Annotated in this window: 17 protein-coding genes and 1 riboswitch; of the genes, 10 read left to right on the forward strand and 7 right to left on the reverse strand. The window is 53.0% G+C overall.

Features of this window, described 5'->3' with window-relative positions; translation table 11 throughout:
* The 3 genes from BN3772_RS02835 to BN3772_RS02845 form a co-directional block, all read left to right on the forward strand.
* On the forward strand, positions 1 to 723 hold a 723-nt coding region (locus tag BN3772_RS02835), incomplete at its 5' end, for a hypothetical protein (RefSeq protein WP_042196461.1).
* Positions 724 to 736: 13 nt separating this feature from the next.
* A complete protein-coding gene (locus tag BN3772_RS02840) occupies positions 737 to 1,270 on the forward strand; it encodes a P-loop nucleotide/nucleoside kinase family protein (protein ID WP_042196463.1) in 534 nt (177 codons plus the stop codon).
* A 37-nt stretch (positions 1,271 to 1,307) separates the two neighbouring features.
* Positions 1,308 to 2,972 (forward strand): copper amine oxidase N-terminal domain-containing protein, encoded by a 1,665-nt coding sequence (locus tag BN3772_RS02845; protein WP_052380353.1) that lies wholly within the window; start codon positions 1,308 to 1,310, stop codon positions 2,970 to 2,972.
* Positions 2,973 to 3,107: 135 nt separating this feature from the next.
* Here BN3772_RS02845 and BN3772_RS02850 read toward each other — a convergent pair whose 3' ends face one another.
* A complete protein-coding gene (locus tag BN3772_RS02850) occupies positions 3,108 to 5,741 on the reverse strand; it encodes a family 16 glycosylhydrolase (RefSeq protein ID WP_042196465.1) in 2,634 nt (877 codons plus the stop codon).
* A gap of 463 nt (positions 5,742 to 6,204) precedes the next feature.
* Here BN3772_RS02850 and BN3772_RS02855 point away from each other — a divergent pair, with 463 nt between their 5' ends.
* Positions 6,205 to 7,374: a cobalamin-independent methionine synthase II family protein gene (locus tag BN3772_RS02855; protein ID WP_042196467.1), complete on the forward strand. Its 1,170-nt coding sequence runs from the start codon at positions 6,205 to 6,207 to the stop codon at positions 7,372 to 7,374.
* Between the two features lie 64 nt (positions 7,375 to 7,438).
* On the opposite strand, the gene BN3772_RS02860 is transcribed toward BN3772_RS02855, so the two are convergent.
* The 5 genes from BN3772_RS02860 to BN3772_RS02880 form a co-directional block, all read right to left on the reverse strand.
* Complete coding sequence (locus tag BN3772_RS02860) at positions 7,439 to 8,977, reverse strand: response regulator (protein ID WP_042196470.1); 1,539 nt, start codon at positions 8,975 to 8,977, stop codon at positions 7,439 to 7,441.
* Positions 8,978 to 8,983: 6 nt separating this feature from the next.
* Entirely contained in the window at positions 8,984 to 10,822 is a 1,839-nt protein-coding gene (locus tag BN3772_RS02865) for a sensor histidine kinase (protein WP_042196471.1), read from the reverse strand.
* 163 nt (positions 10,823 to 10,985) lie between these two features.
* Positions 10,986 to 12,656, reverse strand: coding sequence for an extracellular solute-binding protein (locus tag BN3772_RS02870; RefSeq protein ID WP_042196473.1), 1,671 nt, complete (start codon positions 12,654 to 12,656; stop codon positions 10,986 to 10,988).
* A 24-nt stretch (positions 12,657 to 12,680) separates the two neighbouring features.
* Entirely contained in the window at positions 12,681 to 13,565 is an 885-nt protein-coding gene (locus tag BN3772_RS02875; protein WP_042196475.1) for a carbohydrate ABC transporter permease, read from the reverse strand.
* Between the two features lie 15 nt (positions 13,566 to 13,580).
* The gene (locus BN3772_RS02880; protein ID WP_244444667.1) at positions 13,581 to 14,477 is read right to left on the reverse strand and encodes an ABC transporter permease; all 897 of its coding nucleotides are present in this window, start codon (positions 14,475 to 14,477) and stop codon (positions 13,581 to 13,583) included.
* 176 nt (positions 14,478 to 14,653) lie between these two features.
* Between BN3772_RS02880 and BN3772_RS02885 the strand changes: the two genes are divergently transcribed.
* Positions 14,654 to 15,397 (forward strand): glycoside hydrolase family 16 protein, encoded by a 744-nt coding sequence (locus tag BN3772_RS02885; RefSeq protein ID WP_042196479.1) that lies wholly within the window; start codon positions 14,654 to 14,656, stop codon positions 15,395 to 15,397.
* Between the two features lie 479 nt (positions 15,398 to 15,876).
* Here BN3772_RS02885 and BN3772_RS02890 read toward each other — a convergent pair whose 3' ends face one another.
* Positions 15,877 to 16,962 carry a GntR family transcriptional regulator gene (locus BN3772_RS02890; protein WP_042196481.1) on the reverse strand — a complete coding sequence of 362 codons (1,086 nt, stop codon included), beginning with the start codon at positions 16,960 to 16,962 and terminating at the stop codon, positions 15,877 to 15,879.
* Between the two features lie 260 nt (positions 16,963 to 17,222).
* Here BN3772_RS02890 and BN3772_RS02895 point away from each other — a divergent pair, with 260 nt between their 5' ends.
* From BN3772_RS02895 to BN3772_RS02915, 5 genes are all read left to right on the forward strand, one after another.
* A complete protein-coding gene (locus BN3772_RS02895; protein ID WP_042196483.1) occupies positions 17,223 to 18,836 on the forward strand; it encodes a xylulokinase in 1,614 nt (537 codons plus the stop codon).
* Position 18,837: 1 nt separating this feature from the next.
* Positions 18,838 to 19,533, forward strand: a complete 696-nt coding sequence (locus BN3772_RS02900; RefSeq protein WP_042196485.1) for an L-ribulose-5-phosphate 4-epimerase — start codon at positions 18,838 to 18,840, stop codon at positions 19,531 to 19,533.
* A 54-nt stretch (positions 19,534 to 19,587) separates the two neighbouring features.
* The gene (araA, locus tag BN3772_RS02905) at positions 19,588 to 21,012 is read left to right on the forward strand and encodes an L-arabinose isomerase (protein WP_042196487.1); all 1,425 of its coding nucleotides are present in this window, start codon (positions 19,588 to 19,590) and stop codon (positions 21,010 to 21,012) included.
* 377 nt (positions 21,013 to 21,389) lie between these two features.
* On the forward strand, positions 21,390 to 22,610 hold the full coding sequence (locus tag BN3772_RS02910) for an MFS transporter (RefSeq protein ID WP_042196489.1): 1,221 nt from the start codon (positions 21,390 to 21,392) through the stop codon (positions 22,608 to 22,610).
* A 149-nt stretch (positions 22,611 to 22,759) separates the two neighbouring features.
* Positions 22,760 to 22,839: riboswitch (glycine riboswitch) on the forward strand.
* 140 nt (positions 22,840 to 22,979) lie between these two features.
* A complete protein-coding gene (locus tag BN3772_RS02915) occupies positions 22,980 to 24,365 on the forward strand; it encodes an amino acid permease (protein ID WP_042196491.1) in 1,386 nt (461 codons plus the stop codon).
* Positions 24,366 to 24,405 lie beyond the last annotated feature (40 nt).

Here is a 24,405-nt window from a genome sequence, read left to right on the forward strand (position 1 = left end):
CGTAAGGGTGGGGCGCTATTGCTGCTGGGTGTGGGGTCGGTGGGGGTGGAGCTGGAGCGGATGGATGAGTATTCAGATTTGGATTTTTTTGTTATTGTGGAAGCAGGGCAGAAGGACAGATATATTGACCACCTGGATTGGCTGGAGGAGACGTACCCGCTTGCGTATGCTTTTCAAAACTCTGATGCGGGCTGCAAAATCCTGTTCGAGGATGGGATTTACGGCGAATACGCGATATTTGAGGAGCGGGAGCTGACGGATGCCTCCTATACGGAGGGCCGGGTGGTGTGGAAGGCTCCGCTGTACAGCAACACGGCCATAGCCAAACCGCGCAGACCGCTGCCGAGTCAAAAGTGTAATTCCCTGGACTTTCCGCTGAACGAAGCGTTGACCAATCTGTATGTGGGGCTGGGCCGGTATGCCAGGGGAGAGCGTCTGTCGGCTGCGCGGTTTATTCAGGGGCATGCGATCGACCGGATTTTGTCGGTGCTTCATCTGCTGGAGCCTGAGGTGGATTATTTTCCCGATCCCTTCGGGAATGAGCGCCGTTTAGAGAAGAGGTACCCCGGTTTTGCCGAAAAGCTTGGCGGTATGCTGCAGGGATATGATCGTGTACCGGAATCGGCACTATGCATTTTAGAGTTTATTGAAGAGGTGTATCCTGCCAATCCAAGACTAAGTACGGAGATACGAAACATGGCTAACAAGCTTACTGCCAGATAAGGAGGAACACACAATGTTACAAAAAGCAGACCTAGAGCAGCTGCTCGGCCCAGACAACGATTCTGACAAGCCACTTATTGTGCTGATGTGCGGGATTGCGGGCTCAGGTAAAACGACCTTTTCGCAGCAAATAGAGCCGTACGGCTTCACGCGCCTGTCTATTGATGAAGAGGTGTGGGCGGTCCATGGACGTTATGGGATTGATTATCCTGTGGAAAAGTACCGGGAGTATCTGAATGAGGCGCATCTCAGTCTGCATAACCAGATTGTAAACTGCATTAAAGAGCACAAGCCGGCTGTGGTGGACTCCAGCTTCTGGAACAGGGCGGAAAGAGACAGGTATAAGAGGCTGATTGAAGAGGCGGGGGGCCGGTGGAAGCTGATCTACCTGAAGGTGCACCCGGAGGAGCTGCGGAGGCGGCTGAAGGTACGGAGTGAGCGCTTTGATGCAAATGCTGCTTTTACGATTACGGAGGAGCTGTTAAATACCTTTCTTAACGGCTTCGAGGAGCCAAAGGGCGAAGGAGAATGGGTTATCGGGAATTAAAAAATAGGTTTAACTTAAATATTGGAGGCTGAAGGATTTGAAGAAGTGTCTGGCGTTATTATTAGGATTATCGTTATGTTTGCCGGCGATAAGTACAACCGCATTTGCGGACAGTAAGGGTATAAAGGTCAACGTTGAAGGGGAATCAGTCCAATTTGATCAGCCCCCTGTTATTTTTGAAGGCCGGACCCTGGTTCCCATTCGTGCGGTTTGTGAGAAGATCGGCGCAACCATCAAGTGGGATGTAAGTACCCAGACTACGACTGTAATTAAAGGTAATAAAACGCTAAGCTTACAAATTGACAGCCAGCTAATGCAAGTGAGCGGAGGAGCTCCGGTGCAATTGGATGTTCCGCCACAGATTTATAACGGACGTACATTATTGCCCATACGTGCAGTAGTTGAGAATCTGGGGTATGAAGTAACCTGGAACGCAGCTAAGCAGATCCTTTCCATTGAACAAGAGGGCGCTATTATCGTGGATGATCTGAAGAATACACAAGCGTATGGAGTAGCTAATTGGGCACAAATTTCCTCAGTCCATCAATTTTCCTATAAAGGGGAGGGTCTTGCTTACGCCTATACCGATAATAATCAGCTTAAGATAACCACTCCCGGCAAAACGTTAACCTTAGGAGTGAAGTATCCTATTCTGGGGGACGTTATTTCAGATGACGACGGTAACTTTTATGTCGTTTGGGGAAAAGCAAATGATACACAAAATGCTGCAATTGAAACGGTCTTTATTTCAAAATATTCGCCAGAAGGACAAGAGCTGAAAACAACCGGGTTTGTAGGAAAATCCACACCATGGCGCGATGCGGATTCAGCAAAAACGAAGATTCCTTTTGATAGCGGCAACTCCGTATCTGTTATATCAGATGGCATATTGGTCAATTATCATTCCAAAGAGAGATACGACGGGCATCAGAGTGATAATGTCATTGCTGTAAAGATAGCCGATATGTCGGCATATTCATTGCCTAATGATACCTATAGCGGACATTCTTTTAACCAAAGCCTGATTTACAGCAAGAAATCATCGGGTTTTCTGTTTGCCAGTCATGGTGATGCGTACGCCCGCGGGTTCAGAGTTAATAATAGCTCCGGAAAATATGGCGATGACTCAGAAATACTGTTCCATTTCTATCTTGAAGCAAATTCAAACTATGATATGTATATAGTGAATACAACGTTTGCCCAGCTTGGAGGGCTTGCAGAGACAAGTAAAGGTGTCGCTTTGGTTGGCGCATCTGCTAAGTCAATAAGCGAAAAGGCAAAGAGTGAGAAACAAAATTTATTTGTACAACTATTTGACCCGCAAGCAGATCAGGTCTCTGCTTCTATGTTCATAGGTGGAGAAGTTCGCAGCGGTGCTCTTTCAACAGATATTAATGACAGGGATAATTCACCGCTCGAAAGTGTAACGGACTACGGTGTGCACTGGCTTACTAATTATAACGATACAGATGTTATTGCCCCGCAGGTTGTATCAGCTAATGACCGCATTGTTATATTATGGTCTACCGATGAGGATACCTTCTACATGGTGTTATCTGAAGATGGAACAGTGATCACCCCTGCAACCTCGCTAGGCGGACAACCGCTCAACTCATTTGAGCGTCCGGTATATTATGATGGAGCTGTGTATTGGGCGGCTGTCAAAAACGGGCGGTTAAAAATCATGAGCCTTAGACCTTAAACGTTCTGCTGGAGAGCCTAACGGCGAAGGCGAATAGAATATTGAGCATTAGAAAAAAGGGCCTCAATCCCCGCTGTAGAGCGGAATTGAGGTCCTTTTAGCCTTACAGCAGTTTGTTGCCCGAAGCCGCGGACCTTACTGTGGCACCCCCTGCGTCACCCCATGCACATAAGTCTGCCAAGGGGAGTCGAGTGCTCCCTGACCCGGGTTGTAGGTGAAGAAGTACTCTACCGTGTCGCCCTGCTGCAGGTTCAGCACAGGGTAGGTGAAGTTGCCGTTGCCGGTGGAGGTCATGGCTACATTAAGCTGGCCGCCGCCGTTGATTTTGTAATGCAGATCGGCAAAGGTTGCGCCGTTGACGTAGAATTGCAGGTTGTTGCCGGTCTTTTTCAGGCCGCGCACGCTGTCGCCGATGACGACGGTTACGGGCGGCGGAGTTACGACGGTGATGGTGCTGGAGGCGGTTTTGCCGCCGTCTGCGGTTGTGGCGGTTACTGTAACGGTGCCCGCCGCAAGTCCGGTTACGCTGCCGCTGGCATTAACGGAAGCAACCGCCGGGTTGGAGACGGACCAGCTGACTGCTTTGTTGGTAGCATTTGAAGGTGCAACATTAGCCGATAACTGAACGTTCTGCCCGACTTCAATCTGCGAGGAGGCCGGTGTCACCGTGACTCCGCTGACCGCAACGTTGCCGGGGTTACCCGGATTACCGCCGGTGCCTTCCTTATACACACGTACGTAATCCACTTGCATTGTAGCCGGAATATCGGATGCTGCCGGCGTACGTCCGCCGTCAAAATGCCCGCCGACGGCCAGGTTCATGATCAGGTAGAACGGCTGGTCGAATGGTGCATTCGGATTGTTCGGTGCGGCTACCGAATACCACTGCTCGCGGGTGACCTTGAAGAAGAACTGGCCGTCCACATACCATTTCATGTTGTCCTCTTCCCATACCATTGTATAGACGTGGTAATCGTTCGCGAACGTCTGCCCTTGCGGGAAATGATACTCTCCTGCAATATACCGGTTTACCGGCCACTGGCCGCCAAAGTGGATCGCGCCGCTGGTTGTACCTGGAAGCCGTCCCTTGGCTTCCATAATGTCAATTTCACCGGAAGCAGCCCAGGCGCCGTAGGCGGCATCTTCAGGCAGCATCCAGAGCGCCGGCCAGATACCGTCTCCGGTAGGCAGCTTGGCGCGGATATCTACCCGGCCGTACTGGAGGGACAGGTTATCTTTGGTGTTGATTTTGCCGGAGGAATATTCCGCATACCGGTTAGGGTCCTGCGGGAACGAACGGTGGTCGTTCAAGGCGCGGATATTCAGCTGGCCGCCGGAGACGAACACGTTCTGCGTGCTGCCCGTATAATGCTGCAGCTCGGCGTTGCCCCAGCCCCAGCTGTTAACGTCATTGCTGATGTAATAGCCGGTCTCGTAATTCCATTTGCTTGTATCAAGGGCGGTGCCGCTGAATTCATCCTGCCAGATGAGGTTCATGCCGGCGATGGCCGGGTCGCTTGGCGTACCGATAGCGATGTCCTCCTGGTCAGATTCATCCGGACGGGGAGCGTTAGGATTGCCGATAAAGTTGTAATAGACATAGTTGCTGCCGACATTGCCGCCGGTCTGTCCATTCAGCGGATAGCCGATGCGGATTTCCATGTTCTCCTGGATGGGCTGGAACCACAGGCCGTAGATATAGTCAGCCCAGTAGCCCCACTGGTTGGCGGCGGACATGTTATTGTATCCGTTGCCTGCATAGACAAAGCCGCTCTGGGCGGAGCTGCTGAGATCGACCCATACACCGGCTTTTTTAATCTGATAGACGAACTTGCCCAGCTCGCTGCCAATTGGCGCGCCTCCGTCAATTTTGGGGAGCGGGAAGCCGATGGAGCCGCTGTTGTCGGCGGTGTAAGTCGTATTATTGTCGTAAGCGGACAGTACATAGGAATTACGGACAGGCTGATTGAAGGTAATGGTGTAGACCAGGCTGGCCCCGGAGGTTTTGGATTCCAGCTTCACGTTGATGGATTCCGTTACGGTGAACCAGTAGCCGCCGCCTCCTTCAGTGAACTGGCCGAAGTTGCTGTCGTAGATCCAGCCGCTGGCCGCATTGTTGTCGATGTTAACCCACTGGCTGCTGCTGACCGGCTTGACGGACAGCTTCAGATCCTGGGCTACAGCGGCATAGATGAGATTCGGATCATTGTTGAACACCGGATACGTAAAGCCCGCACTTCCGGTAAAGCCTGCAGTAAGCGCCGGCCCCTGTGTGGCAGCCATCGACGTAATGGTCGCCGTGTTGACGTTCTGGAACGCCAGTGTGTAATTCAGTGTAACGCTGCTGTTGGCTTTGGAGTAGAGCTGAATTTCAGTGGTTGCGCTGAGAGTGAACCAGTAGCCGTTCGCACCGCTGTCGCTCCAGTGCCCCCAGTTCTGGTTATAGACGAAGCCGCCTGCGCTGTCGATGTCTACCCAGTTGCCATTTTTCTTCACTTTGACACCGACATCGCCGGATACATCGTTCCAGGTTGCTGCTCCGCCATTGAATATTGGCATAACAAACCCGTAGCTGGCTTGTCCCACACCCGATTTGGAGATGACCGGCCCGTCTGCCGCCGAGAAATAAGCCATGGACGATACCGTAGTCGCTGCCGCCTGAACCTTAGAAGCCGGCAGCAGCCCAATGCCCGATAACATTACGAGTGCGAGAAATAGACTCCATACCTTGCGCGAGAACCGGGGCTCAGCCTTATACATTCGTTTCATACTTGCCCTCCTTTAGAATAGTCTGGCATTATGGAAACCGCTTACAATATAGTACATCTTCATTCTAGCGAATGGGCTGGACTGGTAAAAGGTGCAGAATTTTATATAACGGCCCAATATTTTGGTTTTATATAGATTGAACATAAAAAGTATAGTATGGGAAAAGTGGCGGAGGGGAATTTTGGAACTGGAGGAGCGGGAGCGTCCGCCTTTGTCTGCGGATTTCAACCGCGAGTAGCGGTTCTAATCAAGAAATCTGCAGACAACAGCGGCCGGAAGTCCAAACATTCTCTGGAGTCACATTTAATCCCAACATAGAAAAACTAGTTCAATCTGTATAAAGGAGCTATAGCCCCTCGCTATAACCAGATATGACATTTAGGTGTTATCGGCCGGCCTCAGCCGCATGCTACAATCACAGCACGAAGAACTTGATGCGAGCATAAATGAGGAGGTTTTTATCATGTGTAATAAATTTCAAATTGTAGGCAGCCTGCTGCGGCCGTCTGAACTGTTAAAATATAAAACACAGATTGAGCACCGCGATGATATCAGCTATCCGTTTTATCAGGATTTTGCGGGCTATGAGAGCTGTGAGGCTACAGCGATTAAGGATGTAGTGAACAAGGAAATCGAGCACGGTCTGTCGGTAATCACGGACGGTGAGTATTCCAAGTCGATGTGGCATCTGGATTTTGTCTGGGGCTTTGAAGGAGTTGAGCGTTATATCGCGGATCACGGGTACTTTTTCCGGGATACAGACGGCACTTCTAAATATGAGACACGCAAGGATATCGGCCTGAGGATTACAGGCGGGCTGAGCGGGAAGAATCATCATTTTATCAAAATATTCAAGGAATTCCAGGAGCATGCCGGTGACCGTGAGACGAAGCTGTGTGTTCCATCCCCGTCGCATATTTTCGGAGAGCTGTCTTGGTCTGACAACATTGGCGGCAAGGATGCCGTTTACAAGAACAGACAGGAACTGAAGGATGGCCTCGTTAAGGCCTATAAGGAATTTGTAGGCGAATTTGCGGCTACAGGCGGCAAAATTATTCAGTTCGACGACTGCCTGTGGGAGCTTTTTGCAGACGATAACCCGAACTCCCCGTATACCGGCGAAAATATCAATCAGGAGGAAGTACAGGCGCTTGCTACTGAATTCATTGATATTAACAACACCGTGATTGATTACGGCCATAGTCTGGGCCTTAAGGTGTGGACGCACAACTGCCGCGGCAATTATGATTCCCGTAACATGGGCGGGGGCTCGTACGTTAAGATTGCCAACCTGTTCCTGAAGCAGCTGAAGTATGACCGCTTTTTCCTGGAGTGGGATGATGAGCGTGCGGGTTCGCTTGAAGCTCTCGCTGTCTTCAAGGATCGCCCGGACACCGAGATTGTACTCGGCCTGCTGTCCTCCAAGACGAGTACACTGGATGATGAAGAGCGCGTAGTCAGACTATTGAATGAAGCATCGGCGATTATTGATAAAGACCGGCTGTTCCTCTCCCATCAGTGCGGATTTGCCTCCTGCGACGGCGGTAATGAGCTGACGGAAGTCGAGCAATGGGCGAAGATCAATCAAGGGCAGCGGATTGCCAAGCAATATTGGCAGACCCAGTCTGTATAAAAAAAGATGGCCTTAGCCCAGCATTTCGCTGGATTAAGGCCTTTTTTTCTGCGCAAACCGTGCGCTACCCCTGCTTGCGCCGCACCATCTGCCGGTACTCCGTGGGCTGCATGCCCATGACCTCGCGGAAGGCGCGGGTGAAGCTTTTGTAGCTTTCGTAGCCGACCAGCGGCGTAATTTCAACGATTTTGTACTCCGTTTCGGCCAGGAGACGGCGCGCCTTATCCAGTCTCACATCGCGCAGGTATTCCGCGAAGCCCTTGCCGACGTTTTTCTTGAACAGGTTGGAGAAGTAAGCATAGTTCAGCGACACATGGTTGGACACCATCGCAAGATCCAGCGGCTTGTGGTAATTCTCGTGGATGAAGCGGATCGCCTCGTTCAGGTCCTGGGAGTTGCGGTAGCTGCACTTGAATTCGTGATAGAACTGGCTCAGACGCAGCATCTGCTGCTGGAGCGCCTGAATATATTCGCGGATACCCGGATGATCATAGAGGTTGCGCAGCGGATCGAGATCCAGCGCAGCCTCGCCCATGTAGGGGCGGATCACCCATTCGTACTCCTCCAGCATCTGCACTACCGCCCGGCACAGCCGTTCCGTATAGCCGATGTGATAGCGCTGCAGTACATTTTTATGAAAAAGCATAGAGATGCCTTCGGCGATCCGGCTGCCGCTATCCGCTCCGATGAACCGGAACAGGGCGTACAGCTCCTCATGGGGGAGCTGCCACTGCTGCACCAGCCCGGCCGTTTTCTCCGGCAGAATGCAGCGCAGCTCAGGAAAAAGATAGCTGTGCTTATGCAGCTCCTGCACCTCGGTGTAGGCAGCGGGCAGCGCCTTTAAGCCCTGCTGCGGCCCGGTTATGGCTGCTGCCGCCGTGATCTGCGCAGCCTTAAGCGCCTCGGGCAGCTTCCCCGTATCTGCGGCGGCGTCCACCGCCAGAATCAGATGCGGGCGGCGCTGCAGGCAGAGGCAGCCCTCGCTGCCGTACACGCTGTAGGCAAGCGACTCCATGCTGTGGGCGCTGCTCGCGCCCGGCTGGTTGATCCGCCGCTCCTCGCTGAGCAGGCACAGCCGGTAGCTGGCCCACAGCTCCGGATGCTGCTGCTCCGTCCCGAAAGTCCACGCTTCGTCGTAGGCCGAGCCCTGCATGTACAGGCTCAGCTCCTTGCGGTCCGTCTCCCGGGCCATCCGGGAGAGCTGCTCCCTATCGCGGGACAGCGCCTGCCGGGTCATGATCTCCTGCCATACATGCTCCACCGAGGCCTGCAGGTCCTCGCGGTTCACAGGCTTGAGCAGGTAACCCTTTGCTCCCAGGCCGATCGCCTTCTGGGCATAAGCAAAATCGCCGTAGCCGCTGATAATCAGGTAATCGACGGTCAGCTGCTCTTCCCGGGTCCGGGCCATCAGCTCAAGACCATCCATATCGGGCATGCGGATGTCGGTAATGACAAGCTGGATGCTGTACTGGCGGAGCAGCTGCAGCGCTTCAATGCCGTTGGCTGCGCTATAGATACTGTCCGGCTGCTGCGGGAACTGGCTCACCATCGCCTGCAGCCCGTCGCGGATATGCTTCTGGTCGTCCACAATCAGCAGGTTCATTAGCTTCTACCATCCTCCCAGATTGACTTGCTCCCAAGGCAAACGTATGGTGACACTGGTGTAGGCATCCTGTACACTTTCAATCGAAAGCCCGCTGCCTTTGCCGTAATGCAGCTGCAGCCGTTTATGCACATTCGCCAGCCCCAGCCCGTTACGGCTGGCGACAATCGGCCGGTCGGACTCATCGGCCATCTCCTCCTGCAGGCGGCTGAGCGTCTGCGGATCCATGCCGGTGCCGTTGTCACGGATCTCAATCAGCAGCATGAAGCTGTTCTCCACGCTTACGTTCATTTCAATGGCTACGCCCCCTCCCGGCTGCGCCGCATGATGTACGGCGTTCTCGACAATGGGCTGCATGCACATTTTGGGGATCGGGTAGCGCAGTACCTCAGGCAGAAGCTCGGCCCGCAGCTCGAAGCTGCTTCCCTCCATAAAGTTAATGAAGCGGATGTAGCTGTGAATATTGGCCAGCTCATCGCCCAGGCTGACAGTGTCCCCGCGCCACTGCATGCTGTAGCGCAGCAGTGAGCCCAGCGATACCAGCGCTCCGGCGATGGCCGGCTGCCGTTCTACCTCCGCGCGCATCCGGATCGATTCCAGCGCGTTGTACAGGAAGTGGGAGTTGATCTGCGAATGCAGCGAATGGAGCTGCGCATTCTTGGCGATCAGCTGCTTATCAACCACCTGGGTCATCAGCCGCTGGATTTCGTCCAGCATGCTGTTATAGCTGACAGCGACATAATCAATTTCATCACCGGAATCACTATCGCTGAGTCCGGTATGAATCTTGGCATCCAACTGGCCCTGACGCACCTTGCGCATAGAGGCCAGCACCATCTCCAGCCGGCGGAAGATCCGCCGGGTCATATAGGAGATCATGACCATCATCATCAGCAGGACGCATAGCGTAATAGCCACCACAAGAAAATACCAGTTCCGCGGCCCCTTCATCAGCTCCTGATGGGAGGCAATGTCCACAATATAGGCATCCAGCGGTGCGATGTACCGGTACAATGCATAGTAAGTCTGATCGCCGGAAGTGATCTGAACGGGTTCATCATGCTGCAGCACATCCAGCCGGCTGTGGACGCGGGTAAGGATATCGTCCAGTTGCCCGTCTGCGACGAGAGCCGACGCATGCACGGCATTATATACGCTGCGGGAAGGCTGGCTTCCATCCATAACGACGGAGAAAAAGCTGCCGTCCCTCTCCTCCAGTAAATCGCTGAAAATCGCGCTGTGCCGGGCCCGGATTTCCATAATGGTCGGCCGCTCATTCTGCTTGCCCTGAAGCCGGACCAGCCTATAGTAAGATAAAGTGTGTTCTCCCTCCTGCAGGGAAAATAGGCGGAACGCCGCCCCGTTCTCCTCGCGCAGCGTTATCCAGTAATCCTGAGGCCAGAACCGGTCATAGCGGTAGATTTCCGGCCATATTTCGTGCAGGCCGGGGTTATCGACATAGAAGCTGAGCTGGCTGACCAGATCGTAGCTTTGGATGATATTATGCATCTGCTCATACTGGTTCTGCCGGAACTTTACCAGCTGCAGACCGTCAGCCTGCATGTCAGAGTGGATGAAATCTACGAAGCCTTTCTGCGTCAGCGCAGTTGAGGAAGCGTTCTCAAGCATCGTCAGCCGGCTGCGCAGCTGCCCCTCCAGGCGGGACACATGACTGCTGCCCTCGGCCATGGCATCCTTATACAGCTGGGCTTCCTGTGTGCGGATGAACAAAAAGGATATCACAATGGCCGGGATCGCAATCATCAGGCTGAAGGCCAGAAACAGCTTCTGCGAGATCCGTGAATTGCGGTAAAGCTTCTTTATTGTTGTTTGTACGGCCTTCATTCCCATACCTCCCTATATTTGTAATATACCATGTATTACAAAAATACAGGCAGGTAATCAGCAAAATGCACCTATACAAAGGAAGCACAATAACAGGCGCTACAAAAAGCTCTGCATAAGCAGGCAATACCGGCCGCCCTCGGGCAGCCGGTATCTCTATCAATTAATTCGCCATTTTGGTCTTCCGCGCATCCAGCCCGGCCTGGCGGAATTCCACGACCTGCTGGAAGCCGTAATCGTCACGGCGCTCCAGGAAGCTTGCAAACACCTTGTCAAAAGCAGCCTCATCCTTGGCTGTAATCAGCTCCGGCAGCACTTCTTCCCAGTTCTGCGAGATCCGTGACCAGGCTACCGCAACCTCGGAATCGCCCAGCGGGTCTAGGCCTTTATAAATGCCGCTGTCAATATCAGCCTGGCTATTAGCAAAGTCCTCCATCTGTTTGATTACCGGTGCCTTCTCCGGTCTCCACTGGTTCACGATAACCGGGTTACGCATCATCCAGTACGTATCCAGCACACCGTATTGCTTCTCCAGTGTTTCGATATCACTTGCAATCAGGTTCACCATATCCGCCTTCAGCTGAGGCTTGCCGTCCACAGTCTCCCATGTTTCGCCTTCCTTGCCGAGGAACAGATCCTGCTGCCCCTCTTCGCTGGCGAGATAGCTGAGGAAGCGGATCGCCCGCTCCGGGTTTTTGGTCGATTTGCTGATCATCGTGACCATCCAGCCGTCCATGTTGCCGGGGAACAGCTTGGCGCTGTCGCCTTTGCTGTTCTGCGGGCCGTCTACAGCGATATAGTAGGAATCCGGGTTGGCGCTTGCAGCCAGCAGCGGATTCACCGCTGTCATACCGGTCCATTCACGGATCATCATGAAATAGCGGGCGTTGTTCGTTTTCTCCTCCACCTGTGTATCGGAATCCACGAGGAAGTCGACATTGATCAGTCCGCGCTCATAAGCGGTGCGGAAGGTTTTCAGCCAGGTGAGGTATTCAGGATCGGTAACACGGTCATATACCTTGCCGTCTTTTTCATGCGGGACGGCGAGCAGATTCTGCAGATATTCAGTCATCCCGTAAGGCACATTCCCCTGGGCAAAAAACGGGCTCATCGGCTGTCCCTTATATTCAGGATACTTATCCTTCAGCAGCTGTAATGCGCCAAGGAAGCCTTCCGGTGTGCTGAGGTCCGGGCTGCCCATTTCCTCATACAGGTCCTTCCGCACCAGGAAGGTCTGATTGGCCGCTGTCATGCCGGTCTCATGCATCAGATTCGGGCTGTAGGAGTCATTGGGTACCCCGTAGGTGTTGCCGTTCTCCTGGCGGTACCATTTCAGCGTGCCGTCGCCGGCTACTTTGTAGAAATAAGGATCGTACTGGTCGGCCAGCTCATTCAGGGCGAAGACGTGATCGCCTTCCCAGAGCTTTTTAACAGCGGTTTCCCAGGAGCCCATGGAGATGAGGTCAGGCAACTGGCCGGAGGTCATCATCAGGGTGATATGCTCATTCGCTTCACCGGAAGGCACTTCAAGCTTGACGTTGACGCCGGTTTTTTCCGTAACGTATTTCGAGGTCAGACTCTCCCCCCAGGAATGGGCGTACCAGTTGGCTCCGACGAACCAGGTCAGGTCAATCGGGCTGGTGTCCAGCTTCCATGCCGGCTCATCGGGATTCAGTGTGGCTTCTTCCTGCGGTGCAGCAGTAGCGTCAGCCGGAGGTGCCGCCGTCGGTGCGCTTTCGTTATTGGCGGAATTGCCGCTGCAGGCGGCCAGGGACAGCGAGAGCATTGCCGTCAGCAGCAGGGTCAGACTTCTTTTAACGGAGTTACGCTTCATTAGAAAATCATCCTTTCGGTTTGGTTATCCCTTGATTGCGCCGATCATAACCCCTTTGACCAGATAACGCTGAATGAAGGGGTAGAACAGCAGGATCGGCAGTGTGGCTACCATCATGGAGGCGAACTTGATCGAGTTGCCGGGCAGCCTTGCCCCGAACTGGGCCATCGCCTGCTGCTGCATGAACGACATGGAGTTTTCGGCAATGATTTTGTACAGGATCGTCTGCAGCGGTAGAATGTCCTGTGAACGGATATAAATAACACCCTGATAATAGTCATTCCAGTGATAGACGGCCGAGAACAGCGAGATGGTAGCGATTACAGCCATACTGTTGGGCAGTACAATCCGGAACAGCACACCATAGTCCGATGCCCCGTCCACCTTGGCCGACTCCTCCAGACTATCAGGAATGGTGCGGAAGAAGCTCATAAAGATCACCATATTGAAAAAGCTGTACATACCGGGAATGACGAACACCCAGAAGTTATCATACAGCCCCAGCTTCGTCATCAGAATAAACGTAGGGATGAGTCCGCCTGAGAACAGCATCGTCACCAGGGCCACCTTCATGTACACCTTGCGTCCGATCAGCGTCGTCTTACTCAGGCCATAGGCGATAATGGCGGTGAACAGCACATGTGCCGCCGAGCCGATTAGGGTACGCAGCGTGGTAATCAGGAACCCGTTCATCATCGTTTTATCATTAAAAACAACACTGTAGCTGGCCAGCGACAGCTGCTCCGGGAACCAGTTGACGGTGCCCAGCAGCGCCTGCTCCGGCGCGTTAAGCGAGTTAATCAGCACGAACCACATCGGGTACAGCGTCAGAAAGCATACCCCCAGCATCAGCAGGGTGTTGCAGACTTCAAATACGCCGATGCTCCTTAAGCCTGTGCGTCTTTTCACCGGTCTGCCCCCTTTCTAGAAGATACTGTCCCCGGTCAGTTTTTTGGATGTCTGATTCGCCATGAACAGCAGCCCCAGCGACACGATGGAACGGGCAAACAGTACAGCTGTGGAGAAGGAATGCCGCCCTGACACAAGCCCCATGTTATAAATGTACAGGTCGAGGCTTTCCGCCATTTTCATGTTCATATTGTTTTTCAGCATAAAAATCTGTTCAAAATTACTGCCCAGAATACCGCTCACCGCGAGAATGAACAGGATGGCGATCGTCGGACGGATGCTCTGTACGGTAATATGCCACATCCGCTGCCAGCGTCCTGCACCATCAAGCTCCGCAGCTTCATATAATCCGGGATCAATGCCCGAGATGGCCGCAATGTAGATAATGGCACTCCAGCCCGTTTCCTTCAGCGTATCCGTAAAAAAGGTAATCCACCAGAAATATTTGGCATCACTGTTAAAAAGAATTTCGCGGTCCTGCAGCCCGATAGCCATCATCAGCTGATTGATCACCCCGCCTTCGCCGAGCCAGTTGAGCGCAATCCCGCCGAAGATCGTCCACGCGATAAAATGCGGCAGATACGATATGGTCTGCACCGTACGCTTGAAGCGCAAACTGCGGATTTCATTAAGCAGCAGCGCGAACAGAATCGGAATCGGAAAGCCTAAGATCAGCTTGATGCTGCTCATCCCCAGCGTATTGCGGATTGAGCGCCAGAACCGGTCATCACTCACGAAGGCCTCAAAGTGCTTCAGCCCGACAAATGGTGACTCGAGCATGGGCTTCGCGATACTGTAGTCCATAAAGGCGATAACGAGCCAGAACATCGGAAGATAACAAAAAATAACCATCCAGACAATGCCCGGAATAACCATGCTTTGCAGCTGCCACTGTCTAAAAAACGCTTTCATTTGTTCCCCCCGGAATCGAACCATGTCTTATGTCCCCCCCTTTCCTCTTCATCGTAAGAAAAAAGACGCAGGAAAAAAAGGCCACCGTTTTTGCCGCCATCCCAATTTTTTGGATTCCGATATGCGTGTTCCGAAATGCAGTATGCTGTGTTTACATGAGAGGAGTGTGCCAAGCGATGAGCAGGCTGGTGTGGGAGCAGGATTTTGTAAAGAACGGAGGCGATCTCAGCCTCTGGAACATCCGGACGGGCAATGATCTGCTCGATCTGAATGATAAGCCCGTCTATCCGGGCTGGGGCAATAATGAGCAGCAGTTTTATACAGGCCGTGCCGATAATCTGTACTTTGATGAGCAAGGGCTGAACCTTCGGGCATGCCGTGAACAAATAGAGCAGGACGGGCGGAGCTTCGGCTACACCTCGGCCCGCCTTGATACAAGAAACCATTTCTCCTTCTGCTACGGCAAATTGGTTATCCGGGCCAAGCTGCCTGTCGGCCAGGGCCTGTGGCCGGCAATCTGGCTGATGCCGCAGGATTACGCTTACGGTCCGTGGCCGGCGTCCGGCGAGCTGGACATGCTGGAGGCCAAGGGCCGCCTGCCCCGGGAGATTGCCGGTACGCTGCACTATGGCAAGGATATGGACAGCAAGGTGGTCGAGGAGTTTACTTACGAGCTTGCGGACGGCACCATTAACCAGTTCCGTGATTACGGCCTGGAGTGGAGCGCCGACTCCATCCGCTGGCTGGTGGACGGCCACTGCTTCGCCGAGCGCCGGCTGGAGCCCGGCATGCCGTTCGACCAGCCGTTTTATCTGATCCTCAACATGGCCTTGGGCGGCTGGTACGACAATAATGCAGCGGTGGATGAGGACAGCCTGCCGGGGGTGATGACGGTGGCGGGGATTTGGCTGTATGAATGAGGCCGGTGGCCGAAAGGAAAGGCAAAAGTGCCTCTGAATTCGGCCCAGAAGGCCAAACGGCCGAAAGGAAAGGCAAAAGGGCCTCTGATTTCGGCTCAGAAGGCCAAATAGCCGAAAGGAGAGGCAAAAGTGCCTCTGATTTCGGCCCAGACGGCCAAACGGCCGAAAGGAAAGGCAAAAGTGCCTCTGATTTCGGCTCAGACAGCCAAATAGCCGAAAGGAAAGGCAAAAGTGCCTCTGATTTCGGCCCGGAAGGCCAAATAGCTGAAAGGAGAGGCAAAAGTGCCTCTGATTTTGGCCCATACGGCCAAATAGCCGAAAGGAGAGGCAAAAGTGCCTCCGATTTCGGCTCATACGGCCAAATAGCCGAAATGAAGGTCAAAAGTGCCTCTGATTTCGGCTATACCATCCCCCGGCTTGCACGGCCCAACCAAAAAGGTACCCCTCCGGGTACCTTTTACACTCCACACATCAAACCCTCACCCCAACTCCCGCACCGTCTCCCCCTCCACCAGCACCGGCTGATAGTAGGTGCTGTTCCGCAGATCCTTCTTGCCCTGCAGCTTCTTGATCACCCATTCTGCGGCGTCGCGGCCCATCTGCTCCTGAGGGTGGGTCAGGGTCGTCAGCTTGATGTTGGCGTTCTTGGCAATGTAGGAATTGTCCTGGCCGATGATCGACAGCTCCCCCGGAACGGAGATGTCCAGCTGTCGGCATACATTTACGGCTTCCAGCCCAACTTCATCGTTGTAGCAGACGATGGCTGTCAGCATGTCTCTATTGTCGCTCAGGAATGTCTTGAGGCTGGCGGACAGCTCCTGCTTCGTCTCGGTATCGAAGGACAATACCTGCTCGGGATGGAACCGCAGCTTCGCTTCGCCGAGCGCCTTAATGTAGCCCTTCATCCGGTATTTGCCCTGCAGGTCATCCATTTTAGCAATGATGCCAATCTGGGTATGGCCCTTGGAGATCAGCTCTTTGGTCGCCAGATAACTGGACTGCACATCATCGAGGCAGAAGAACGGCACCTCCAGCTCCTCATAATACGCATTGATCATGATGAACGGCACGTCCTGCTCCTTAAAGGACAGGTAGTAGGCGATGTTGGGGTTGTACAGGTTACTCTTGGTTGGCTCCACAATCAGGCCGTCGACCCCGAAGGACAGCATCATCTCCAGCGCCTTCTTCTCCTGGGCTACATCATTATTGGTGCTGGCCAGCAGCAGCGAATAATTATCCTCATTCAGCCGGCCCTCAATCCCGCGGATAATAGAAGGAAAGATATAATCCGAGAGATACGTAGTAATCACGCCGATCGTCCGCTTGCTGGAGCCGCCTGCCGCTTTGGAGCGGAACTGGCTGCTGACATAGGTGCCCGAGCCCTTTTCGCTGCGCAAAAAACCCTCATTAGATAGCTCCAGAATCGCCTTGCGCACCGTCTGCCGGCTGACGTTATAAGTCTCCTGCAAGGCCAGCTCGGTCGGAATCTGCTCCCCCACACTGTAGGCACCCGAAAGGATGTTGCTTTTTATATCATCAAAAATAATCTGGTATTTCGTCTTCATAGGACTCACTTCTTTCGAGGTAGTTCAGAACGGAATGTAAAGCTTATGTTAAAGTTGTACGTACATATTGTAACACAGATATTAGCTTATTATAATCTAGCGGCGCATATGTATGAATATAAAGCTAATTTGTATGTATATCTTACAAGTTGTATTGACAAATGTACGAACAAAAAATTATACTGGAGCTGTTAATAGGGAAGCGCCTTCTTTTTATTATTGCAATTATAACAGGTTGGCTAGGGAGGAGTAACGTGGGCATGGATCAGAACATCAGGCAAGCGATACTTGAGGGAGGAACCTCACTGGGTATCGAATTTGGGTCCACACGTATCAAGGCGGTACTGATTGACCAGAAGTTTGAGACAGTTGCCTCCGGCAGCTACGAGTGGGAGAACCAGCTGGTTGACGGATATTGGACGTACGATTTGAACGAGATCATCAAGGGCCTGCAGACTGCCTACAGTGAATTGAAGCAGGAAGTGCAGCAGAAATACGAAGTCACCCTGAGCAAGGTGGGGTCGATCGGATTCTCGGCCATGATGCACGGATATATGGCTTTTGACAGCAAGGGAGAGCTGCTGGTTCCGTTCCGGACCTGGCGTAATGCGACAACAGGAGCTGCGGCCAAGGAGCTTACTGAGGCATTCCAGTTCAACATCCCTGAGCGGTGGAGCATTGCCCATCTGTATCAGGCGGTTCTTAACAAGGAAGAACATGTGCCGAACATTGATTTTATAACGACGCTGGGCGGGTATATTCACTGGCTGCTGACCGGAACGAAAGCGATCGGCATCGGCGATGCTTCGGGGATTTTCCCGATTGATGAGGCGGCGCAGGATTACAATCCGGCAATGGTTAAGCAGTTCGACGAGCTGACAGCAGCCAAGGGTTACTCTTTGAAGCTGGGTGAGCTTTTGCCAAAGGTGTATCATGCAGGCGAGCAGGCAGGCGTGTTAACTGAAGACGGGGCTAAGCTCCTGGACGTGTCCGGGGATCTGCAGGCAGGTATTCCGCTCTGTCCTCCTGAGGGCGATGCCGGAACAGGCATGGTCGCTACCAATAGTGTAAGAAAACGCACCGGTAACATCTCGGTAGGTACCTCCGTATTCGCGATGATCGTGCTTGAGAACGATCTGTCCGCGGTATATCCGGAGATTGATATGGTTACCACGCCGGACGGTAGTCCGGTAGGGATGGTGCATGCGAATAACTGCTCCAGTGACATCAACGCATGGGTCGGCCTGTTCCGCGAGTTTGCGGAGGCTATGGGCATCGAGGCAGATTCCGGCAAGCTGTTCAGCGTGCTGTTTGGTAAGGCGCTTGAGGCGGATGCCGACGGCGGCGGTCTGCTGAGCTACGGATATTTTTCAGGAGAAAATATTACAGGCATCGAGAAGGGACGCCCGCTGTTCGTCCGCTCGCCTGAGAGCCGCTTCAATCTGGCTAACTTTATGCGCACGCACCTGTTTACCGCTTTTGCCGCGCTGAAGATCGGGATGGACATCCTCACCAAGAAGGAGAATGTCGCAATCGACAGCATTCTGGCGCACGGCGGATTATTCAAAACACCTGTAGTCGGTCAAAAAATCGTGGCTGCCTCGATGAACGTACCGGTCTCCGTAATGGCAACAGCCAGCGAGGGCGGGGCCTGGGGGATGGCGATTCTGGCTGCGTTCATGCAGAACAGGGAGCAGCAGGAGCGTCTGGACGATTTTCTCGATAACAAGGTATTTAAGGATACAGAAGGACAGGTCATTCATCCGGATGCAGCTGACGTCAAGGGCTTTGAGCTCTTCATGGAGCGGTATGTGGAAGGACTGGCGATTGAGCAGGCTGCTGTAGATCATCTGGTAGAGAACGGGAGGGGTTAATGTGTTAGAGCAATTGAAGGAAGAGGTATTCCAGGCCAATCTGGATCTGCCTAAGCAAGGACTCATCAAGTACACCTGGGGTAATGTCAGCGCGGTTGACCGTGAGAAGGGCCTGTTCGTCATTAAACCAAGCGGAGTCAGCTATGAGAAAATGAAAGCCAGCGATATGGTCGTTGTCGATTTTGACGGTAACGTGGTTGAAGGCGAGCTTAGACCTTCCTCGGATACACCGACTCACGCAGTGTTGTATAAGCATTACAAGGAAATCGGCGGCATTGTGCATACGCACTCCATGTGGGCTACGGTCTGGGCGCAGGCGGGCCTTGATGTTCCGGTTATGGGAACTACACATGCTGACACCTTCTACGGCGCTGTACCTTGTACCCGGTTCCTCACACAGGAGGAGATTGACCGCGGGTATGAAGCAGAGACAGGACATGTGATCATCGAGACGTTTGAGCAGCGGGGCATTGATATTATGGCAGTTCCCGGTGTACTGCTGAAGGGTCATGGACCGTTCACCTGGGGCAAGGATGCCCATTCCGCAGTCATGAACAGTGTGGTGCTGGAGGAAGTGGCTAAGATGAACCATTTTGCCCGTGAGCTGAATCATTTCGCCGAGGAGCTGCCGCAGCGGATTCTGGATAAGCACTATCTGCGCAAGCACGGCAAGGATGCCTACTACGGCCAGAAGTAATATTGGGTAAGGATTAGCCTATTACCACAATTCAAGAGAAGAGGATGAATATAAATGACAACAGTTAGTGACAAGCAGTTCTGGTTCGTTGTTGGATCGCAGCATCTGTATGGAGAAGTGGCTCTCGGAGAAGTGAAAGCCCACGCCCAGGAAATGGTCGATGCGCTGAACAACAGCGGCGTTCTGCCTTACCCGCTTGTATTGCAGGATCTGGCAGTCAGTGCGGATAAAATCACCACCATCATGAAGGAAGTTAACTACCGTGATGAGGTTGCCGGTGTAATTACCTGGATGCACACCTTCTCCCCGGCCAAAATGTGGATTCGCGGCACCAAGCTGTTGCAGAAGCCTCTTCTTCACCTGGCTACCCAGTACAATGAGAGCATTCCTTGGGCAACGATCGACATGGATTTCATGAACCTTAACCAGGCTGCCCATGGTGACCGTGAGTACGGCTTCATCAATGCCCGCCTGAACAAACAGAACAAAGTGGTAGTAGGCTACTGGCAGCGCCCTAATGTCCAGAAGCAGATTGCCGAGTGGATGGATGTTGCGGTGGCTTACAACGAGAGCTTCAACATCAAGGTTGCCCGCTTCGGCGACAACATGCGCAATGTAGGGGTTACTGAAGGCGATAAAGTCGAAGCGCAGATCCAGTTCGGCTGGACCGTTGACTACTTCGGCATCGGCGATCTGGTTGCTTATGTAAACGAAGTAACGGAAGAAGAGATTAACGCCCTGTTCGCTGAATATGCAGAGCAGTACGACTTCGATTACGGTAACTACAGCAAGGAAGCATGGGAAGCAAGCGTTAAGGTTCAGGCCGGCTACGAAATCGCCCTGAAGCGTTTCCTGGATAACGGCGGCTACAATGCGTTCACATCGAACTTTGAAGACCTGCACGGTATGAAGCAGCTTCCGGGTCTTGCCGTACAACGCCTGATGGCGCAAGGCTACGGCTTCGCCGGCGAAGGCGACTGGAAGACCGCTGCCCTTGACCGCCTATTGAAGGTAATGGCCCACAACGTGAACACCGGCTTCATGGAAGATTACACATATGAAATGGCAGAAGGCAAGGAAGCCATTCTGCAGTCCCACATGCTTGAGGTTGATCCAAGCCTGGCAAGCAGCAAGCCTAAGGTGCTGGTATCGCCGCTGGGTATCGGCGACCGTGAAGATCCGGCCCGTCTCGTATTTGACGGCAAATCCGGCGAAGGCGTAGTGGTATCGATGGCAGACTTCGGCACACACTACAAGCTGCTGATCAACGAAGTGGAAGCATTTGAGCCAGAGGTTGCTGCTCCTAACCTTCCGGTAGCGCGTGTGCTGTGGAAGGTTAAGCCTAACTTCCAGGACGGAGTGAAGGCCTGGATCGAGAACGGCGGCGGTCACCACACGGTGGTTTCCCTGAACCTGACTACCGACCAGATCGTCAGCTACGCTAAGCTCGTAGGCTTGGAATATGTAATCATCAAATAATCAATTAGTCAGAGGAGCGGGTAAGCGTTGGCTTGCCCGCTTTTTTTGTCGCTTTTTTAGGTTTGACAGCCTCTGTTCCCGATGATAAGATACGGCTAACTATGAAAAGGAGGCTTGCGGCTATGACCCCATCCATGCGCTTGAGATGAGTACCCGAAAGAGCAATTTTCACCATTAAGGTGGGCTTTTTTGGGTTGCTTATCTATACGTATGGACATAGGCCGTAATCCTGACGGTTTATATGCAGAGCCTTATTTGGCTATGCCCTGTTCCGACACGTAAAGCAAGCAGACTCAAGCCCACTGGACTTGGGTCTGTTTTTTTGATTAACGGCACATTCAAAAGAATAATAATTTCATTTAGGGGAGGTACAATTTATGAATCATATGCACTGGAAGAGGACATTTGCCTTCATCTTCAGCGGTCAGATCTTCTCGATTCTGACTTCATCGATGGTGCAGTTCTCGATTATCTGGCATTTAACTGAAACGACAGGGTCGGCCTCGGTACTGATGATTGCCGGCCTCGTCGGCTTCCTGCCGCAGGCCATCCTGGGACCGTTCATCGGCGTCTGGCTGGACCGCTGGAACCGTAAGCTGACCATGATTATCTCAGACAGTCTGATTGCTGTAACCAGCCTGGTCCTGGGCGCTTATTACCTGTGGGGTGATCCTGGCCTGTGGGTCGTGTATGTCGTCCTGTTTATCCGCTCCGTGGCCTCTTCATTCCACGCGCCGTCGTTCCAGGCGGCCGTCCCGCTGATCGCCCCGGAGGACCAGTTAACCCGGGTAGCGGGCTGGCAGCAGATGGTCTTCTCGGCTTCCAGCATCCTGGGACCGGCGCTGGGGATCGCCGTATACTCGGCTACATCACTGGGAACCGTGCTGCTGCTTGATGTGGCAGGTGCGTTGATTGCCAACGTCATGCTGCTGATGGTAAAGATCCATCAGCCGAAGCCGGAGGCGGTGCAGGCACCGTCCTTCCGGCAGGAGTTCATTCTCGGCTGGCGGACCTTTGTTTCTGTAAAGCCGATCGTCTTTATTACGATTGCCATGGCCGGCTTCAGTGTTGTCTTTATGCCGCTGGCGATGCTGTTCCCGCTGATGACGCTGGAGCACTTCGGCCGGGGCGGATACAGCGCGAGTATTATAGAGGCGGTATTCGGCATTGGCATGATCCTGGGTGGCGTACTGCTGTCGGTATTATCCTCCAAGTGGCGTGACTCCACCTATATGAGCGTAAGCCTTGTTATTATCGGCCTGACCTGCCTGCTTAGCGGAGTAGTCGGCAGCGGGGCCTTCGTAGCCTTTGCTGTGCTGTCCTTCCTCATGGGCGCTGCTGCACCGCTGTTCAACGGCCCCTATATGGCGATGATCCAGAAGGCTTATGAGCCGGAAACGTTAGGGCGTGTCATTTCGCTCGTTTCCAGCATCGGTATGCTGTCTTCGCCAATCGGGCTGGCTCTGGCCGGGCCGGTTGCTGAGCGGTACGGGGTGCAGGTATGGTTTTTCTGGTCGGGCATCGTTGTAGCGCTGATCGGTATGGTTGTCTTTCTTAAGTTCTATGGGAAAGCAGAGGAGGAGCAGATACAGGGTTAGGCGCACATTAAGTATAAAATTGGAAATGAGACTTTTTTCACAGCTCTAATACTCACACCGCGAGTAATATGTTAGAATATCAGAATGCATTAACGCTTCACCAACTTAATACACTACAGGCTATGAATGCTATGGATCACACTATAGCAGGAGCAGCTTCTGGAGAGACTGCGGGCTACCGCAGCGCCGAAGGGTTCACAATCTCAGGCAAAAGGACAGAAGAGTACTGAATATTTATCTGCCTTGGCGGGCCGCTGCCCGCAGGGCGGGTAGTGTTTGATATTCTTATGAGCCGGGAGATTGGATGATGTTATCCAGTCTCTTTTTTTATTGGCAGCAACAGGTTGCAATCATAAGGGGGAAACAGGCATGGCAGAGTTAAAGAGAGAGCTGGCTAACCGGCATGTTCAGTTAATCGCAATCGGAGGAACCATTGGCACAGGATTATTCCTGGGATCAGGACGGGCTATTGAAAAAGCAGGTCCGTCGATCATGTTCACTTATCTGATTGTGGGGATTGCTGTATTTTTTGTGATGAGGGCACTGGGGGAGCTGCTGCTGTCCAAGGCGGGATACCAGTCCTTTACGGATATAGCTGAGGATTACTTAGGGCCGAAGGCTGCGTTTGTTACAGGCTGGACGTACTGGTTCTGCTGGATAATGACGGCGATGGCCGATGTCATTGCGGTGGGTGTCTATGTGCAGTACTGGTTCGATATTCCGCAGTGGATTCCGGCGGTGATCTGTCTGATTATTCTGCTGGGACTTAATCTGCTGACCGTCAAAAGCTTCGGCGAGCTGGAGTTCTGGTTCGCACTGATCAAGGTGGTAACGATCCTTGCCCTGATCGGGCTCGGGATTGTCCTCCTTGTTATGGGCTTCAAAACAGATGCAGGAACGGTAACGGTCCGCAACCTGTGGCAGCACGGCGGGGTATTCCCGAACGGCATCACAGGCTTCCTGTTCTCCTTCCAGATGGTCGTATTTGCTTATGTCGGTGTAGAGCTCGTAGGGGTGTCGGCGGCAGAAACCGCTGATCCTGAGAAAAATATCCCGTCAGCGATTAACAAAATTCCGCTGCGGATTCTGTTCTTCTACGTTGGTGCGCTATTCGTTCTGCTGTGCGTTAACCCTTGGACTCAGCTCAGCCCGGCCGAGAGCCCGTTTGTCAGAACCTTTAGTCTGGTGGGCATTCCGATTGCGGCGGGAATTATCAACTTCGTCGTATTGACCTCTGCCGCATCGGCCTGCAACAGCGGGATGTTCTCGACCAGCCGGATCCTCTACAATCTGAGCCGCAAGGATCAGGCTTCTGCCCGGTTCGGCAAGCTGAACAAGAATCATGTACCGGCTAATTCGCTGTTCATCTCCACACTGGTTGTTTCAGCCGGTGCGCTGCTGAGCAAGCTGGTTCCCGAGCAGGCCTTCGGCATTGTGACTACGGTCAGCGCCATCTGTTTCATCTGGGTGTGGGGTGTTGTACTGGTCTGCCACATCAAATACAAGCGGAACCGTCCGGACCTGCAGGCTGCCTCCAAATTCAAGGCACCGTTTACTCCGGCAGTGAACTATATTGTTCTGGCGCTGTTCGCAGCAATCCTGATCATTATGCTGATTGCCGAGGAGACCCGCCCGGCGCTGCTGTTCACTCCTGTCTGGTTCATCCTGTTGTTCGTACTGTATTCAATTAGAAGCAAAAAGCAGAAGAGCAGCCAGGAGATCAGTATTAAGGCTGAGGCGGGGAAGCAAATTTAACCTTCCTTCGGAACACAAATAAAACCACTCCGTTAGCCGG

Origin of the sequence: Paenibacillus camerounensis, assembly GCF_000723885.1 — a bacterium.
Classification (GTDB): domain Bacteria; phylum Bacillota; class Bacilli; order Paenibacillales; family Paenibacillaceae; genus Paenibacillus_AQ; species Paenibacillus_AQ camerounensis.

Excerpts from the sequence above, each read along its gene's own strand:
- BN3772_RS02850 (WP_042196465.1), bottom strand. The coding sequence starts at position 5,741 with ATGAAACGAATGTATAAGGCTGAGCCCCGGTTCTCGCGCAAGGTATGG.
- BN3772_RS02840 (WP_042196463.1), top strand. The coding sequence starts at position 737 with ATGTTACAAAAAGCAGACCTAGAGCAGCTGCTCGGCCCAGACAACGAT.
- BN3772_RS02885 (WP_042196479.1), top strand. The coding sequence starts at position 14,654 with ATGAGCAGGCTGGTGTGGGAGCAGGATTTTGTAAAGAACGGAGGCGAT.
- BN3772_RS02870 (WP_042196473.1), bottom strand. The coding sequence starts at position 12,656 with ATGAAGCGTAACTCCGTTAAAAGAAGTCTGACCCTGCTGCTGACGGCA.
- BN3772_RS02855 (WP_042196467.1), top strand. The coding sequence starts at position 6,205 with ATGTGTAATAAATTTCAAATTGTAGGCAGCCTGCTGCGGCCGTCTGAA.
- BN3772_RS02880 (WP_244444667.1), bottom strand. The coding sequence starts at position 14,477 with ATGAAAGCGTTTTTTAGACAGTGGCAGCTGCAAAGCATGGTTATTCCG.
- BN3772_RS02860 (WP_042196470.1), bottom strand. The coding sequence starts at position 8,977 with ATGAACCTGCTGATTGTGGACGACCAGAAGCATATCCGCGACGGGCTG.
- BN3772_RS02865 (WP_042196471.1), bottom strand. The coding sequence starts at position 10,822 with ATGAAGGCCGTACAAACAACAATAAAGAAGCTTTACCGCAATTCACGG.
- BN3772_RS02890 (WP_042196481.1), bottom strand. The coding sequence starts at position 16,962 with ATGAAGACGAAATACCAGATTATTTTTGATGATATAAAAAGCAACATC.
- BN3772_RS02910 (WP_042196489.1), top strand. The coding sequence starts at position 21,390 with ATGAATCATATGCACTGGAAGAGGACATTTGCCTTCATCTTCAGCGGT.
- BN3772_RS02895 (WP_042196483.1), top strand. The coding sequence starts at position 17,223 with ATGGATCAGAACATCAGGCAAGCGATACTTGAGGGAGGAACCTCACTG.
- BN3772_RS02915 (WP_042196491.1), top strand. The coding sequence starts at position 22,980 with ATGGCAGAGTTAAAGAGAGAGCTGGCTAACCGGCATGTTCAGTTAATC.
- araA (WP_042196487.1), top strand. The coding sequence starts at position 19,588 with ATGACAACAGTTAGTGACAAGCAGTTCTGGTTCGTTGTTGGATCGCAG.